The organism is Glutamicibacter sp. MOO4 (assembly GCF_056934395.1).
Genome location: NZ_CM167800.1, coordinates 2,483,656 through 2,499,417 on the forward strand (window position 1 = coordinate 2,483,656; position 15,762 = coordinate 2,499,417).

Consider the following 15,762-nt stretch of genomic DNA (forward strand, 5'->3'; position numbering starts at 1 on the left):
CCTAAGCCTATAGCTATTGACCGCTAAAACGCGAGATAACGAGTCCGATCAGCTGTCCGCCAAATCCCGTGATTCGTTGCACAGTTCAATGAATCGATCATTCGCTTCGATTTCACCGATGGATACTCGCACACCTTCGTTCGCAAAACCGCGCACCGAAAGCGCCACAGCATTAGCTCGCTCAACGAACTCCCCGGTCTTTTCGCCCAGTGGGAGCCAGACGAAGTTTGCCTGTGTTGACGGAATATTCCAGCCTTGTTCCACCAAGGCAGCAACCACTCGTTCGCGCTCCTGAACTAACGATTCAACGCGTTCCAGAACTTGATCAATATGTTCTAGCGACGCCACCGCTGCATCTTCGGCGACGCTGGATACCGCAAACGGCGTAGCCATCACACGAATGTTGTTGGTGATTGATGGGTGGGCAACCGAGTAACCCACGCGAAGATTAGCCAGACCATGAGCTTTAGAGAAAGTACGCAGCAGAACCACGTTTTCATTCTCGTTGTAGGTATGAATTCCATCCACGGATTTCTCATCACGGACAAACTCGATATAAGCCTCATCCAAAACCACAAGGACGTTCTTGGGCACCCGGGCCAGGAAGTCATCAACTTCGGCCTGAGTCAGAATTGGACCCGTTGGGTTATTTGGGGTGCATAAGAGAATCACCGATGTGTTTTCGTTCACGGCCGCGATCATTGATTCAAGATCATGGCGACCATCCTCAAGCAACGGGATCTCAACAGGAAGAGCACCCGCAGTCTGAACCAGAATCGGGTAGGCCTCGAAGGATCGCCAAGCGTAGATCACTTCATCTTGGATGCCATCTTCATTCTGTCCTGCAAAGGTATTCAGGATCTGAGTCAGCGCACCGAGGGAACCAGCCCCGGTCACGATATCTTCGGCTGGCACATCCAAGTAATCAGAGAGTGCTTCGCGCAATTTGCTCGATAGCGGATCCGGGTAACGGTTCAAGTTGCTCTGCTCAATGACCGCTTGCTGCACCGCTTCAAGCGGTCCAAAAGGGATCTCATTCGACGAGAGCTTGTAGGGCGTAATGCCTTCCACCACTTTTGGTGGCTTGCCCGCTGCGTACTTTGGTAAACGTGCAACAACGGGACGTGGCTGCACCTGGCCTGGGGTCACCGGATTCTCAGTCATGCTTCAAAGCCTAGTACGCAATTCAAGGCTGATTACACCCATCCCACATTCTTGTCTCAGCTTTTTATGCCAGAGTTAAAGCATGAGCTTCCTGATTCGAGTCATCATTAATGCTTTGGCTTTGGCCGCGGCAGTCTGGATTGTCCCAGGCCTGCAGATTGGCGCCGTAGGCGACGGTGCAGTAAACACCGCCATCGCGTACCTGATCGTCGCAGTGATCTTCGGTTTGGTGAACGCCCTAGTTCGCCCAATCGTCAAGTTCTTCACCCTGCCCATCACCTGCTTGACCTTGGGCTTGTTCACCATTGTGATCAACGCACTGATGCTGCTGCTGACTTCATGGCTGACAACTTTCACGCCCATCGAATTTGTTATCGAACATTTCTGGTGGGATGCCATTGCCGGCACCATCATCATTGCGATCATTTCGGCAGTGCTGGGATTGTTCGTCAAGAGCGACAAGAACTAAACGGCAAAAACTAAACACAGCAACTTCGCTGAGCTGCACAGAAGGTGGTTTCCATTGGAAGCCACCTTCTTTTTTGCCTCCTCACGCCGTCCTCTATTTAGTGCCCGGGCGAGATGGTGCCGAGATGTTTGACGACCTTTTCTTGCTGTTCCTTAGTCATCGTCCTGGGCTTTCGCTGGATTTTGAACTTTTGTGTCTTGATCGGAGTTCTCGGCAGGTGAAAAGCATCAAGCCGCTCCCTGACTTCTGGCCGAGTGTCCAGATCAAGTTCTTGTAGGTGATCTCCATAGTTGATGAGCTTGTGGGGTGTCCCGAAAGTGGATTCCTCACGAGTGAGCCGTTTGATTCGTTCGCTTGGCCCATCAAAAATCGTGGTGAGGTGGTGACGCCCACGATTCTTATTCGGGGTGCCATCTAGGCCTGGAACCATGTCTTTCTTATCTTCAAGGGACAAGCTGCGCACGTCATCCGGGATGTCGATACTGGCTATCGGCGAGCCCAAGGTAATCATCTTGTTCAGTTTGAACTTGCCCTTCAGTTTCTTGTTCTTCATCAGCTGCGCGGCGTGAATACCGCCTTGAGAATAACCCGAGAACGTCACCTCGGACCCATCTTTGGCTCCGCTGTCTTCTAGAGCTTGAGCTATGGCATCTGCGTAGTTCTCGGACTCATACCCGAAGCCATCCCCTACGCCCACATCATCAAACGGCGACTCGTATTCTCGTCCGTCCTGAGTTCCCGGCAGCATAACGATATAACTGTCCTTATCGGTCTGCACGACCATGAACTTTCCATTTTCTTCAGGTCCTTGGTCTTCAAGCATGCTGTGTAACTCGTAGTAGCTGTCTAACCCGCCGTCCACGCTGACGTATTCAGGTGGATCTTTCTGCGTAATCACGATTTCTTTGTTCTGCTGGTTTCTGAAATGCCGAAGCACTGTTGCAAGATGTTTGGTTTGGTTCACGATTTGCTGCCCAAAAGTCTGCCCCCATCCCGAAGTCAGATCTATGCGGAAGAACATCATCAGCCGGAGCGCCGTTTCCATATCTTCGGTGGGCGGGCGCATGTCGTTGTCTTTCATCCCGGAAAAAATCTCGGCGATCGCGTGTGGAACGGAGGTCAAGAGAATCTCATGCTCAACTCTGGCCTCCGCCGCTTCGTAATTCCCGCGGGCCTGACCAATAGTCGCGGTGATGTCTTTGCTGTCCTGACTGGAGAGGTTAACCAGCGCCAGTCCCCCAACCAATTTGGAGGCCAGGACGTCAAGGCTCGGGCTACGCACAACTTTGCACACACTCATGCCCAGCGCGCTGAGCCGATGTTGACTTTGCTCCGCAGCACGCTGCGCTGCTTTGACCCGCTCTTGAACTTCTTCAAGATCTCGGGTGACCTTCTGACACACCAGATAGGCCTTGGCGTAATCAAACTCGTTGTAACTGACTTCATACCCCATGATCAGAAGACCAATTTCTGCTTCATGATTTCTAGTTCCAGCTCCTGAATCTCACGTGTCGCACTGCTCATGTAACCCTCGGCGTCAGCCAGCACCTGGTTGAGCTTCTCAAGCCATGAGCTCAGATTAACTACGCGATCATAAAAGGCCTGTCCAGCCTGAGATTGCCAAGTCAATGACCCAATGGAATCAAGCTGAGTAATGGCAAATCTCGTAGTCTTCTGAGCATCATCCAGCTGAAACGCCATCGAGTCCAACGTCGCCGAGAACATCATTTTCTTGCTCCTTATCAATCGATTCTTGAACCTCATCATGAGCGCGAGAGGTTAGTTAGAACCGAGGAATGCTCCCCGTTGTGGAAACCTGTCGGATGTAAAAGATGTGATGGACGGCAAGGGATGGAAGAATATGAGTATGGCTGAGATTGCGCGCACTTCCCTTGCTAATGAACCACTGGCACTAACTGCCCTAGACGGTCGCTACCGCAGCGCCGTGGCACCGCTGGTTGACTACCTATCCGAAGCGGCTCTGAACCGCGATCGTGTTCACGTTGAAGTTGAATGGCTGATCCATTTGACCGACAACTCCGTTCTTCCGGGCACCTCCCCGCTCACCGATGAGCAGAAGGCGGCCCTACGCAAGATCGTTACCGACTTCAACGCAGAGTCCGTGAAGGAACTGGCTGAAATTGAAGCAGTAACCGTTCACGACGTGAAGGCAGTCGAGTACTACATCGCTAACCGTCTAGAAGCGATTGGCATTGGCAACCTCAAGCCATTGGTCCACTTCGGTTGCACCTCGGAAGACATCAACAACCTCTCCTACGCACTGGGTGTTCAGGGCGGCGTCACCGGCGTTTGGCTGCCAGCAGCCCGCGACCTGGTAGCTCAGATCACCAAGATGGCTGAAGAGTCCCGCGAAGTTCCAATGCTCTCGCGTACCCACGGCCAGCCAGCGACCCCAACCACCTTGGGCAAGGAACTGGCAGTACTTGCATGGCGTTTGACCCGTCAGCTGGACCGAATCGAGAAGACCGAGTACTTGGGCAAGATCAACGGTGCCACCGGTACCTACGCTGCTCACTACGCTTCGGTTCCATCCGCCGACTGGCAGCAGGTTTCCCGCAGCTTTGTTGAGCACTTGGGCCTGACCTGGAACCCCCTGACTACCCAGATCGAATCCCACGACTGGCAGGCCGAGGTCTACGCAGATATCGCGCGCTTCAACCGCATTCTGCACAACCTCTGCACCGATGTGTGGAGCTACATCTCCATTGGCTACTTCGTACAGATCCCAGTGGCAGGTGCCACCGGTTCCTCGACCATGCCGCACAAGGTCAACCCAATCCGTTTCGAGAACGCAGAAGCGAACTTGGAAATCTCCAACGGCCTACTGGACACCTTGGGTTCCACCTTGGTCACCAGCCGCTGGCAGCGAGATCTGACCGACTCTTCCTCGCAGCGCAACATCGGTACCGCTATTGGTCACTCGGTGCTTGCTATCTCCAACGTTGCCAAGGGTCTTGACCGTTTGGACGTTGCCGAGGCTGTACTGGCTGACGATTTGGACCACAACTGGGAAGTTCTTGCAGAGGCTATCCAGATGGTTATGCGCGCCGAGGCTATCGCCGGCGTTGAAGGCATGGACAACCCATACGAGCGTCTGAAGGATCTGACCCGCGGACACCGTGTGGATGCAGCTCGACTGAAGGAATTTGTTGGTGAGCTTGGATTGTCCGCAGATGCGCAAGAGCGTTTGCAGAACATGACTCCAGGTACCTACAACGGTATTGCTTCGCAGTTGGTTGACCACCTGAAGAAGTAGATCCTCAAGGATCTCGGGATCAAAAATAGAACGGTGTCGCAGCCATCTGGCTGCGACACCGTTCTATTTTTAGGTCGGCTAACTGCTCTTCGCAGTTTAGACCAAGGCCTCGCGCAGTGCGCGGGCAGCAACTGCAGGATCTGCAGCGCTGTAGATTGCTCCACCGGCAACAGCCACGTCGGCTCCGGCCTTCTGAACCTCGGCAATGGTGCTGATGCTAACTCCGCCGGCTACCGAGAATGGAACGGCAGCTAGGGTTCCAGCGGTGAGCAGTGAAGTCAGGTCATAGCCTGGTTGCGCCTGCTCATCAAGACCTGCATGGAACTCAACAAACTGAGCACCCAAGGCAATAACTTCCTTGGCACGTGCAGCCTTGTCGGCAACGCCGATCAGGTCAACAACGATGCCCTTGTTACGCTCGTTGGCTGCCTTGACGGCGCCGGCCACGGTCGAGTCATCGGCGCTGCCAAGAACAGAAACCAAGTCTGCTCCTGCGGCGAAAGCAATGTCAGCTTCCAGTTCACCGGCATCCATGGTCTTCATATCGGCGAATACTAGCTTGTCTGGGTGAGCACTCTTGATCGCTGCAACCGCAGAGAGGCCCTCAGCCTTGATCAACGGGGTACCCAATTCAATGATGTCCACGTACGGTGCAACTTTCGCTGCAAGTTCCAGTGCTTCCTGAGTGGTGAGCAAATCGATAGCTACTTGAATTTTCATGATGATGCCTTTCAATCGGTTTTTTGGGTCAAAAAATTTGGGGTCTTCGCCAGTACTTGATGACTATTCGAGGTTGGCGTGCCGCAACCAGAGTTCTTCTGCGGATGCCTCGACGGTGTCCCACAAGCTGTGGAACAAGGACTCGGTCACCAAGAACAGGGCCTGTTCAAACAGGCTTCCGGAGTACTGAGCAGATACTGCCGAACCATGATCAGTTTTGCGCGCTGCTGGTACTTCAATCACCGCGTTGGCCAACAGTGCCAAGGGCGACTGTGAGTCAGTGGTTACAGCTGCAATAGTTGCGCCGAGCTGCGCCGCGGTCTGCGCGTTGCGCACTACCCCTGCAGTAGTTCCTGAACCGGAAGCCACCAGCAAGATGTCGGATGCGGTGATTGCTGGCGTGGTGGTATCGCCCACCACGTGCACATTCATTCCTAGATGCATCAACCGCATTACTGCCATACGCAGGGCCAATCCACTACGTCCCGCACCGGTGACAAAGACACGTTCCGCTGCGCGAACTAGCTGTGCAACTTCCGCCACTTGCGCCGGATCTACCGCCTGCAAGACCTCGGTGATCTCGCGTTGGATCAAGTCTTGTGCGGCCGAGATATTTGCGCCGCTAATCTGCTGCCGTGGTTTGCTTTGCGTGGTGCTCATGGCGCTCCCCTCGATTCTCTGACTCGGGTTTCGCATGAAATCCCGTCTGCTTCTATTCCATCTTCGCCAAAACAAGGAGTGGGCAATACTCCTTTTTTTGACGGTCTTTCCCTACCCATACGGGTAGGGGCATTCGGGTTGCGTGGCCTACACTCGAGACTATGGCCCCACCTTCTAAAGCAACTTCCGGCGAACGGATCTCCCCGGAGCGACTCTGGACGCTACTCGACTCGATCTCCCAGTTGGTCAGCGCCCCACTACTGGAAATTGCTGAACGACTACATACCGCATTGCTTCCGTCGCTGCGCTGTTCCGCGCTGCTGATTTTCACCGAAGAATGTACGGGCAGGCCGCAAAAGAAGTCGGGTCCCGAAGCCATCACCTCCCGGGTGACCATCAATGAATTAGATGAGATTCGCAGCTCAAACCCACAGCAGAATCGGTGGTTAGGTCGGGCCATGATTGGCGGGGAACAGCGCGAGATTCTTGCTGTACGTTATCCGCCGAGCAATGCCATCTTGGTACTTATCAATCCGGTACTGGCACAAGATGTAGTCGATGCCGGTGATACCCGTGATCTGCTTGGCTACCTCTGGGAGCTGGCGGCAGCTCGAATCCGCGAGAAGGTCGCGGACGCCTCCCCTTCTTACCTTCGGGAATCTCGGGCCATGTCTACCGAACGTACTCGGGTGACCACCGAATTGGTGGACCAGTATTCCACCAGCCTGGAATTGATGCTGGCGACCCTGCGCAGCCCTGCGATCAGTGATGCGTTGGCACGAAACAAAACCACCGACATGGCGGCCAAAACCCTGGTCGGATTACGCTCACTTGATGACCGCGTTAATGGGTTGGTCGAGGAACCTGTTGTCAGTGCTTTCACCCGGTTGCGCGAGGACTTACGTCCATTGATCGAATCAGGCGGCGTTGAATTGCAGCTTGTTGAGCCGCCAGCCAATGGCCGAGCCCTGCCCGGCGAAGTCGCTCACGCAGCTCGCTCAATTATGCGCGGGCTAGCGCTAGAGATGATGGAACAAAAACAGATCACCAGGATCCGTGCCCAGTGGGACTGCGATGGTGAAAACTTACTGATTAACGTGCGTGATGACGGACGCGGTGCCTTGGACCACGCGTCCGCCACCATTGCGCGGCTCAACCGTCAGGTGCAAGCCCTCGCAGGCAAAATGCAACTGGAAGCCATCCCTGACTGGGGTACCGATGTATCCATCGCGCTCCCGCTCGATGCCCCTGAACAAACACCGGCCGATCTGGCGCAGTGGAAGCTGGCTGCCCGAGAATTCGAGGTGCTGCAGCTACTGGCCGCAGGTCAATCGAACCGGGCAATTTCCAGTGGCCTGGGCATCAGTGAGAACACGGTAAAGTTCCATACGCGCAACGTGTTCAAGAAGCTGGGAGTGCGTTCGCGCGTTGAAGCCGCTACATTAGCGCACAACGCGGGCATCGTGGCTTCAGCCTAGAGAACACGTGCTTCGTTGGCTAGCGTTCGATACTGAGCGTCAAAATAAACCAGTGGCGCCGCAGTATCGGTTTGCTCCGTGTGAATTTCGTGGACTTGTCCGATCACTATCACGTGGTCTCCGGCGTCGTGCTCGGCCCAGATCTTGCGGTCGAGCCAGCCGAGCGAGCCATCGATGACGGTATTGTTTTGTGCGGTTGGTTTCCACACAATATTCACCCATTTGTCGTCGCCGCCGCGCGCAAGTTGATTGGCCACCGACTCTTGCACCTCGGACAAGATATTCACTGCGAACTTGCCGGTGTCACGAATTTTTGGATAGCTGCTCGAACTCTTCATAACGCTGAAGGAGATCAGTGGCGGCTCCATGGAAACGCTATAAAAAGACTGGCAGGTAAAGCCGATGGGTCCGGCCTCATCCAAGCCACTAATCACCGTAAGACCCGACGCATAACGACCGAGCGCACGTCGAAAATCTACCGCATCAATTTTTGTGGCCGGACTCATGCATCGGCACCATTCAGCCGAGGATCCAGCCCATACTGCGCTGGAGCACCCAAATGATCCCGAAGTGTCGCTCCCTCATAATCATGATGATAAAGTCCCCGTTCTTGAAGCATGGGAATCACCTCGTCAACAAAGGTATCGATGCCGTCTTCATTAACATCAATTTTGATCCAGAAACCGTCGCAGGCCCCAGCTTCAAACCATTGCTGCATGTGATCAGCGGTGACCTCGGCGGTACCCACAGGGGTCGGATGATAATCAATGACCCCGTGCGCAAGAATGTCTCGAATAGTCCAACCCTCGCGAGCAATTTCCAAGGCCCTCTGTGAGCGTGGATCAAATCCACTAGCCTGCGCGACGGCGAGCTGGCCTGGACGCAACGGTTCGTCAATCTGGCTCACATCCAGCTCCAGCCCCAACATGCTCCCCAAATATGGAACTCGTGACGGTGCGGTCTGATCGCCGAGCGCTACACTTCGGTCCAGTGCCGCCCGCTTGGTTGCTCCGATGGCAGGTTGCACACCAGCGAAGAACTTAATTTCATCTGGGTTACGCCCAGCGCGGCTGGCCGCAGCCCGGTAGGCATTGCGCTGCCTGCGGGCGTCGTCAATCGTGTACGTGGCACCGATGACGGCATGGGCATAAAGCCCGGCGAGTTCAGTTCCGTTCTCCCCGCCGCCGGCCGAGAAAACAACCGGTTGACCTTGTTCCGAAGGCGGAATAGCCAAGGGGCCGCGGGAGGCTACCTGCTTGCCCTGCATGTTGATCGGTTGGATCTTTGGTGCATCAGCCAAGCATCCTGCGGCGGTGTCCTTGATCCAGGCTTCCTGACCCCAGCTGCCCCACAGACCTTGAACAATTTGAATGGTTTCGTGGGCGCGTTCGAAACGTTGCGGGCGTGGTGCAACATTCTTGCCAAAATTAGCTGCCGATACTGGATCACTCGTGGTGACAGCATTCCATCCCACTCGCCCGTGGCTCATCACGTCCAATGTCTTATACATGCGGGCTAAGTTGTAAGGTTCGTTGAAGGTTGTCGACCCGGTGGCGACCAGCCCTATCCGCTCGGTTTCCCGGGCAATGGCGGCCAGCGTCAGCATGGGTTCCAGGGTGATCGGTGGAGCGTCGCGTTCCACATCTGCCTGCAAACCTAAGAAGTCGGGAAGAAAGAGGAAGGCGAACTTGCCACGTTCAGCAGCCTGCGCGTAACGCACCTGAGCGTCAAAGTTGGTGTAGTTGTTCGGGTCGACTCCCGGTGCACGCCAGGCAGTGCCCTGTGTGCCGTATCCGTTGGCCAAAGTCATGCCTAAGATCATCTGTGGCTTATCCATGGTGGTTATTGCTCCTGCCTCGATGAGGACTTATGAAGTTTAATTGCGCTGATGCCCTGACCAACGGTCGGACATCAGCGCAAAACTGTTGGGTGGTTACTTGGTATTTGGTGCCGGGAATGCGTGACGTCGGGACATCACGACCACAACAAATACCGGTACCAAAAGTGCCAAAGTGGCCCACGGGAGGGTGGACGGTCCACCGTTAGCTAGCACGATTCCGCCAAGTACTCCGCCGGCGGCAATGCCAAGATTCCAGCCGGTGACCAAGACGGCCTGTGCCGTATCCACTGCGCTCCCCGCGGCATTGGTCAGCGCGGTTTGCTGAATACTGCCGGATCCACCAAAGGCGATGCCCCACGCGGCGACCGTAACAAACACTAGTGCCGGCGTTTGTGAAAGGGTTGCCAGGACCAACATGCCCAGTGCAAAGAGCAATACGCTGCCGATCATCATTCGTCGAAGATGACGATCGATCATCAGTCCGACACCCCAAAGTCCCAATAACGCGGCGAGACCAAATACCAGCAGGACAGCGCCGACGCTAGTGGACATACCTAGCGGATTAAGGAATGCCGCAACATAGGTGTAGATCAAGATGTGGGCGGTGATGTAGAGAACCGAAGTGATGACGATCGGGGCAATTCCAGGCAGGGCAAGAGTTTTGAGTGGTGAAGTGCGTAGAGACTTTTCTTGACCCGGGAAGTTGGGAACGACTGCCAGGACCCAGACGAGCACCGCTGCGCTGAGTACCGCCATCAGGACAAAGGTTAGTCGCCAACCGATGGCATTGGCGCAGATCACTCCGGCCGGTGTGCCTAGCGCCAAAGCAATGGGCGTGCCGGCCATGGCGATGGTGACGCCGCGGCCACGTTGTTCAGCAGGTACTAGACGGCCAGCGTAGGCGGCCAGACTGCCCCATAGAACTCCGGCACTGATACCCGTGAGAAAGCGGACTACCAAGGTGAACACATAAAAAGGTGAGACGGCTACCAACAAACTGGTGATCACAAAGCCCGATAGGGCTAGAACAAGCAGCCGTTTACGTGGCCATCCCATCGTGGCACTAATGATGGGAATGGCACCGGCGATGGAGCCGATGGCGTAAACCGTAATTGTTTGTCCGGCGGAGGCTTCTGATACGCCGAGATCCGCGCTGAGTCTCGGCAGGATTCCGGCCGGCAGCGTTTCAAGCATTGCGGTAAGGAAGCCAGCGGCGGCGAGCGCAAGCAAGCTTCCAAGTGGCAGCTTTCGCTTGCTCCGCGCCGTGGAAGAATTAGTGAGTGAAGTAGTCATGGAATCATTTTCTAACCTTCACACCTATGAGAAGGTCAAGTAATTCCAAGCAGATGTGACCTGCTTAACTTGCCAAGACTTTTACGCCGTCCATCGCCTCAACATACCTGGTGATGGAATCCCGGTTTTGAGTCAGTAGATTAATCTGTTTAGCCATGCGATCGCGCTCCCGTAACAGCACTTCGCGTAATCCTGGGTCAGGATCAACAACAACGATTTCCCGCTGCCGATCCAGGCAGGGCAAGATATCGCTGATGATGCGAGTGGGGATACCCGCCTCAATGAGGCCACGGATCTTTTCCACTCGTTCCAGATGTGACGCCTCATAATACCGGTACCCGTTCTCACTGCGACCCGGGGTCAGTAGGCCCTGCTCTTCGTAGTACCGAAGCATCCGCGTGGGCACTCCCGATCGTTCCGACAGTTCACCAATGCGCACAATTCCCCCCCCTTTTTGCATTTTAGAACCTTAACACTACTGAAAAGGTTGGCCAAGGGCCACAACTGTGTTGCAGATCCACCTTGTAGCCACAGTGCAGCTTGCGCAATCACTGAAAAAGCTGGCAGCCACGCGCTCTGCGTGACTGCCAGCTTTTGCTGAACTATTTAGAACTCGAAGCCACCAAAGTCGCCACCAGATCCGCCGAGGAAGTCGCCCAGACCGCTCTCGCCAGCTGCGGAGATCTGATCCCCGGCACCTGAGAGGCTCTCACCGAACCCATCGGCGATCGAACCAAATTCGTCACCGATACCAGAGAATCCTTCCAGCAATGGTCCGGCAATCGCGGTGCCAATGAAGGCGCCTGCGACACCACCGAGCAGACCTACACCGAGTCCACCGGCACCGGCAGCCAAGCCACATGCCATGCGTGAGCGTCCCGAGCCAGAACCTAGGATTTTCTCCATGAACCCTGGACGCGATACCTCGGCGCGAGTAGCAGCGCGGGCCAAGTCTTGAGGCTGATCGCTAACTGGTCGTTCTGCCGCCGGCAATTGTTCGGAAAGTTCATTCTGCAACAACGCACGCTGTTGCGGGGTCAGCCGTGAGAAAGCTTCAGTGTGGGCACGCTCCATATCCTGAGGTGGAGCGGTGCGCAGCATGTACTTGTACTTCTCGATAGCTGCTTGGTCTTCTCGCGAAACCCCAGAAGCCGCCGTCTGCTGATCGGCATAATTCTGATTGCCGTAGTTCTGATTGGAGTAGCCCTGATTGCCGTAGCCTGACTGCTGCTGCTGTCCATAAGTCGGAGCATTGCCACGCGAACGTTGCGACCCATTAGAGCTACGCTCATTGAGTTGCTCGCGCACGTACTCGCCGGCCATTTGCTTGCCCTTGCGGATCAATTTATTAAACATGGACACGACTATCACTCCTCATATAGGGGAAAGCGGAGCGCTCTGCGCCCGCGTTTCCCCTTTAACTCCTCAGCAGTGAACTAAGTTCCCTTTTACTGGGCAACGCGTGCTACTTCACGTTCTGGGGTGAAGACTCCGGCACCATGGCGCCAGCGGTAGTACCCAAGGCAGACCAACGTGAATGGAATACCAAACCACAACGCAGGACGCTGGACCGGATCAAAGGCCACGCCTACCAGTGAAGCGGTCAGCAAGACCAAGGCGATGATTGGCAAGATCGGGAACAGCGGAGCCCGGTAAGGCAAAGAATCAGTAGAGCCGTGCACCGCTACATAGTGGCGTCTAAATGACAGGTGAGAAGCGCAGATGACTATCCAGACAGCCACTACAGCAAAACCCGCCACAGAGACCAAGGCGAGGAACAACGACTCGGCAGCGATAAAACTGGAGAACAGTGAAACCAGTCCGCCGAGCATGGATAGGCTCAACGCCAGCATTGGAATGCCACGGCTATTGGTCTTGGACAGTACCTTCGGCGCCTGCCCGGCAACACCCATCGAGTGCAGCATTCGAGCGCAGGAGTACAACCCGGAGTTACCGGCGGAGAGCAACGCAGTGATGATGACAAAGTTCATCACGTCAGCTCCGGCAGGTAAACCGGCCACGTCAAGCACGGTGACAAACGGAGACTCATTCGCTCCAGCTTCAGCAAAAGGAATGATCGCGGCAATCACAACAATGGCACCGATGAAGAAAATGGTCAGACGAACCACAGCGGTACGGATGGCCCGAGGGATGCTCAACTGTGGGTTCTTGGCTTCTCCGGCGGCCACGCCAATCAGCTCGGTACCGCTGAAGGCGTAGAACACCGACAAGATCGTTACCAACACCCCGGAGATTCCGGTGGGGAACAGACCGTCTTCGGTGTTGAAGTTAGACAGACCAATAGTCCCGGCATCACTGGCTGGGTTAATTCCAAAGATGGTCGCAGCACCCACAACGATCACCAGGAGCACCGCGGCAACCTTGATCAGCGCAAACCAGAACTCTGTCTCACCAAAGACACGTGAGGAAATGGCGTTCAACGCAAAGAGGATGGCGGCGAAGATCAGTGAAAAGACCCAAACCGAAACCGAGGGGAACCAGCGCTGCATCAGCAGACCGGCCGCCGTGAACTCACTGGCCAAGGCTACTGCCCAGCACAACCAGTAGAGCCATGCGGTAGCAAAGCCCCAAGCCGGACCAAGATCTCGGGTGGCGTGGGCGTGGAAGCCGCCGGCCACCGGATAGCGTGCTGACAGCTCACCCAATCCGCTCATCACCATGTAGGCCACCAACGCGCCCACCGCATAAGCCAGCACCGCGCCTAGTGGTCCAGCTTGAGCGATGGTGTAACCAGAGGAAACGAATAGACCCGAACCGATCACACCGCCCAGCGCGATCATCACTAGGTGACGCGAGGTCATAGTTCTTCGCAGCCCAGACTCAGATTCTGAGGTCTCTTGGTTGCTGATGGTGCTCTCGGTCATGGGGCTCCTTCTGAAATGAATGCGTTTCAGAATATCGGGATTTATCACTTTGTTTCGCTGTGCACGTCATCTTCAGTCATGCGACGTCAAACTCAGTCTTTCAGCGTCGTGGGCTGTACCCTCGAGGACGTGAATAACACTGTGCATCCCGCTGATTTCCTTCAAGCCCTGCGTGCCGAAGGCACCACACCGATCATCCTCGATGGTGGTCTGGGCACCCATCTAGCAGAGCGTGGCAATGACGTCACTGGGGAACTTTGGTCAGCGCAGATCCTCATGGACCGTCCCGAAGAAGTCCGCGCTGCACACCAAGACTTCTTTGCTGCTGGCGCGCAAGTTGCGACCACTTGCTCCTACCAAGTAAGCCTCGAGGGGCTGGCGGGTGTCGGTTCCTCCGACAAGTTCGAAACCATGCTGCACACCAGCGTGCGACTGGCTAAAGAAGCGGCCGCGACTGAAACCTCAGAAACTCCACGCTGGGTCGCCGCCTCGGTCGGACCCTACGGTGCAGGACCCGGTGCCGGCACCGAATACGATGGCGCCTATGATCTAGATGCTGCGCAGCTGGCTCAATGGCACCGCGCACGAGTAGAAATTCTGACCGAGTCCGACGCGGATCTGATCATTTTTGAAACGGTGCCTAGCCTGGCCGAGGTGGAAGCCTTAGCCTCAGTGGCCAAGGAGCTGACGCTGCCAGTTTGGCTCAGCCTTGCGGTTCGGGCCGATGAGCATGGAAATGTGGTGCTGGGTGATGGCACCGATCTTCGCGCAGCTGCCAAGCTGATTGAAGACTCTGGTGTCTGGGCAGGTGTGGGTGTGAACTGTTGCCCAGTGCCTCAAGCGGTGGACGCCCTGAAAATTCTTGGCGAAGAAACTAATCTTCCACTCTCCGCCTACCCGAACAGCGGTGAGATTTGGGATCATGAAGCACGCGTCTGGATTCCGGGAACTGAAGGCAACGACCTTCCTTCCGCTGTCCCTGCGCTCATCGCCGCTGGCGCCCGGCTGATCGGCGGTTGCTGCCAGGTCAGCCCAGAACAGATCACCCGGGTGCGCGAAGCAGCACAACAAGGCTAACGCCCGGAAAGCGTGTTAATCGCTAGTCGGCTTGGGCTATCAGCTTCGGTGGTATAGAACTCGACCCGATAATCCGGGAATGCCGGCTGGCTCAATACGTGATAGGTCAGCTCGATGGTTCCTGCTTGTGGATGATGCAAGATGCGTTGTCCAAAGCTGCATTCGCGGACCTTGGTACTCGCCCAAAATTCTGCGAACTCACTGCTGCGCATCATCAGCTCACCAATGAGCTCGGCTAAGTCCCGGTCCTCGGGGTAACGTCCGCTGAGCATCCGCAAGAAAGCGACATGGGTCCCGGCATAGTGCTCCCATTGACCCTCTTGGGCTCGAGTCTGGGAATCAAGGAACAGCATGCGGGTGGTCGATGGACGCGTTGCTGGGTTCAGCGGTGCGTCAAAGTCTAAATGGCTACCAAGTAATTGATGCCCGAGGTGATTCCACGCAAGGATGTCATTGCGACGGCCTAACAAGAGTGCCGGCACCTGCGGCATCGCAGCCAATAAATCCAACATCGGTGCCGGTGCACTTTCCGCCTTGGGTCGGCGCAACTTTACGGCGGGCCGCACACCATTCAAATCCTTCAGATGTGCACGCTCAGCTTCGTCGAGCATCAGCACCTTAGCTAGCGCTTCTAGTACCTGTTCCGAAGCGTTGGTACTACTGCCCTGTTCCAAACGTGTGTAATAAGCAACGCTCACACCTGCCAGGTGGGCAATTTCCTCTCGTCGCAGGCCCGATACCCGGCGTCCTCCACGCACTGAAATGCCATGGTCTGCTGGCGAAACGGCGGCCCGGCGGTGTTTGAGGAAGGTTCCTAGGTCATTGGTTTGCGTCACGCGGACAGTCTAGTCCTCCACCTAGCATCCGGACGAAGATCAAGGTAACCCTGCCAGTAGTAC

At 55.7% G+C, this 15,762-nt stretch carries 16 protein-coding genes; 4 read left to right on the forward strand and 12 right to left on the reverse strand.

Translation table 11 applies throughout. The annotated features are described in order from the left end of the window. Positions 1–48: 48 nt before the first annotated feature. Positions 49–1,164 (reverse strand): histidinol-phosphate transaminase, encoded by a 1,116-nt coding sequence (locus AC1Z3F_RS11620; protein ID WP_483565764.1) that lies wholly within the window; start codon positions 1,162–1,164, stop codon positions 49–51. A gap of 82 nt (positions 1,165–1,246) precedes the next feature. Here AC1Z3F_RS11620 and AC1Z3F_RS11625 point away from each other — a divergent pair, with 82 nt between their 5' ends. Beyond that, entirely contained in the window at positions 1,247–1,633 is a 387-nt protein-coding gene (locus AC1Z3F_RS11625) for a phage holin family protein (protein WP_131089249.1), read from the forward strand. A gap of 97 nt (positions 1,634–1,730) precedes the next feature. On the opposite strand, the gene AC1Z3F_RS11630 is transcribed toward AC1Z3F_RS11625, so the two are convergent. Both AC1Z3F_RS11630 and AC1Z3F_RS11635 read right to left on the reverse strand, forming a co-directional pair. Further along, positions 1,731–3,086: a hypothetical protein gene (locus tag AC1Z3F_RS11630; RefSeq protein WP_131089250.1), complete on the reverse strand. Its 1,356-nt coding sequence runs from the start codon at positions 3,084–3,086 to the stop codon at positions 1,731–1,733. A gap of 2 nt (positions 3,087–3,088) precedes the next feature. Then, a complete protein-coding gene (locus AC1Z3F_RS11635) occupies positions 3,089–3,361 on the reverse strand; it encodes a hypothetical protein (protein WP_131089251.1) in 273 nt (90 codons plus the stop codon). 139 nt (positions 3,362–3,500) lie between these two features. Between AC1Z3F_RS11635 and purB the strand changes: the two genes are divergently transcribed. Then, entirely contained in the window at positions 3,501–4,910 is a 1,410-nt protein-coding gene (gene purB / locus AC1Z3F_RS11640) for an adenylosuccinate lyase (protein ID WP_444614289.1), read from the forward strand. A gap of 96 nt (positions 4,911–5,006) precedes the next feature. Here the strand turns inward: purB and hxlA are convergent, their stop codons facing one another. Together hxlA and hxlB are read right to left on the reverse strand one after the other, a co-directional pair. Then, positions 5,007–5,630 carry a 3-hexulose-6-phosphate synthase gene (gene hxlA / locus AC1Z3F_RS11645; protein ID WP_483565765.1) on the reverse strand — a complete coding sequence of 208 codons (624 nt, stop codon included), beginning with the start codon at positions 5,628–5,630 and terminating at the stop codon, positions 5,007–5,009. A 63-nt stretch (positions 5,631–5,693) separates the two neighbouring features. Continuing rightward, a complete protein-coding gene (gene hxlB / locus AC1Z3F_RS11650; protein ID WP_444614291.1) occupies positions 5,694–6,290 on the reverse strand; it encodes a 6-phospho-3-hexuloisomerase in 597 nt (198 codons plus the stop codon). Between the two features lie 161 nt (positions 6,291–6,451). On the opposite strand from hxlB, the gene AC1Z3F_RS11655 reads away from it, so the two are divergent. Beyond that, positions 6,452–7,768 (forward strand): helix-turn-helix transcriptional regulator, encoded by a 1,317-nt coding sequence (locus AC1Z3F_RS11655; RefSeq protein WP_483565766.1) that lies wholly within the window; start codon positions 6,452–6,454, stop codon positions 7,766–7,768. On the opposite strand, the gene AC1Z3F_RS11660 is transcribed toward AC1Z3F_RS11655, so the two are convergent. The 6 genes from AC1Z3F_RS11660 to AC1Z3F_RS11685 all read right to left on the reverse strand — a co-directional run bounded on the left by AC1Z3F_RS11660 (position 7,765) and on the right by AC1Z3F_RS11685 (position 13,786). Beyond that, entirely contained in the window at positions 7,765–8,274 is a 510-nt protein-coding gene (locus AC1Z3F_RS11660) for a flavin reductase family protein (protein WP_483565767.1), read from the reverse strand. The two genes, AC1Z3F_RS11655 and AC1Z3F_RS11660, sit on opposite strands and share 4 nt — an antisense overlap. Then, complete coding sequence (locus tag AC1Z3F_RS11665) at positions 8,271–9,605, reverse strand: NtaA/DmoA family FMN-dependent monooxygenase (protein WP_483565768.1); 1,335 nt, start codon at positions 9,603–9,605, stop codon at positions 8,271–8,273. The genes AC1Z3F_RS11660 and AC1Z3F_RS11665 overlap by 4 nt, the downstream gene beginning before the upstream one ends. A gap of 96 nt (positions 9,606–9,701) precedes the next feature. Next, the gene (locus AC1Z3F_RS11670; RefSeq protein WP_483565769.1) at positions 9,702–10,901 is read right to left on the reverse strand and encodes an MFS transporter; all 1,200 of its coding nucleotides are present in this window, start codon (positions 10,899–10,901) and stop codon (positions 9,702–9,704) included. A gap of 64 nt (positions 10,902–10,965) precedes the next feature. Further along, positions 10,966–11,361: a MerR family transcriptional regulator gene (locus AC1Z3F_RS11675; protein ID WP_483565770.1), complete on the reverse strand. Its 396-nt coding sequence runs from the start codon at positions 11,359–11,361 to the stop codon at positions 10,966–10,968. Positions 11,362–11,507: 146 nt separating this feature from the next. Further along, entirely contained in the window at positions 11,508–12,257 is a 750-nt protein-coding gene (locus AC1Z3F_RS11680; RefSeq protein ID WP_483565771.1) for a hypothetical protein, read from the reverse strand. Between the two features lie 92 nt (positions 12,258–12,349). Further along, entirely contained in the window at positions 12,350–13,786 is a 1,437-nt protein-coding gene (locus AC1Z3F_RS11685) for an amino acid permease (RefSeq protein ID WP_131089254.1), read from the reverse strand. A 129-nt stretch (positions 13,787–13,915) separates the two neighbouring features. Here AC1Z3F_RS11685 and mmuM point away from each other — a divergent pair, with 129 nt between their 5' ends. After that, on the forward strand, positions 13,916–14,863 hold the full coding sequence (mmuM, locus tag AC1Z3F_RS11690) for a homocysteine S-methyltransferase (protein WP_483565772.1): 948 nt from the start codon (positions 13,916–13,918) through the stop codon (positions 14,861–14,863). Here mmuM and AC1Z3F_RS11695 read toward each other — a convergent pair. Then, complete coding sequence (locus tag AC1Z3F_RS11695; protein ID WP_483565773.1) at positions 14,860–15,699, reverse strand: helix-turn-helix transcriptional regulator; 840 nt, start codon at positions 15,697–15,699, stop codon at positions 14,860–14,862. The two genes, mmuM and AC1Z3F_RS11695, sit on opposite strands and share 4 nt — an antisense overlap. Between the last annotated feature and the right edge of the window lie 63 nt (positions 15,700–15,762).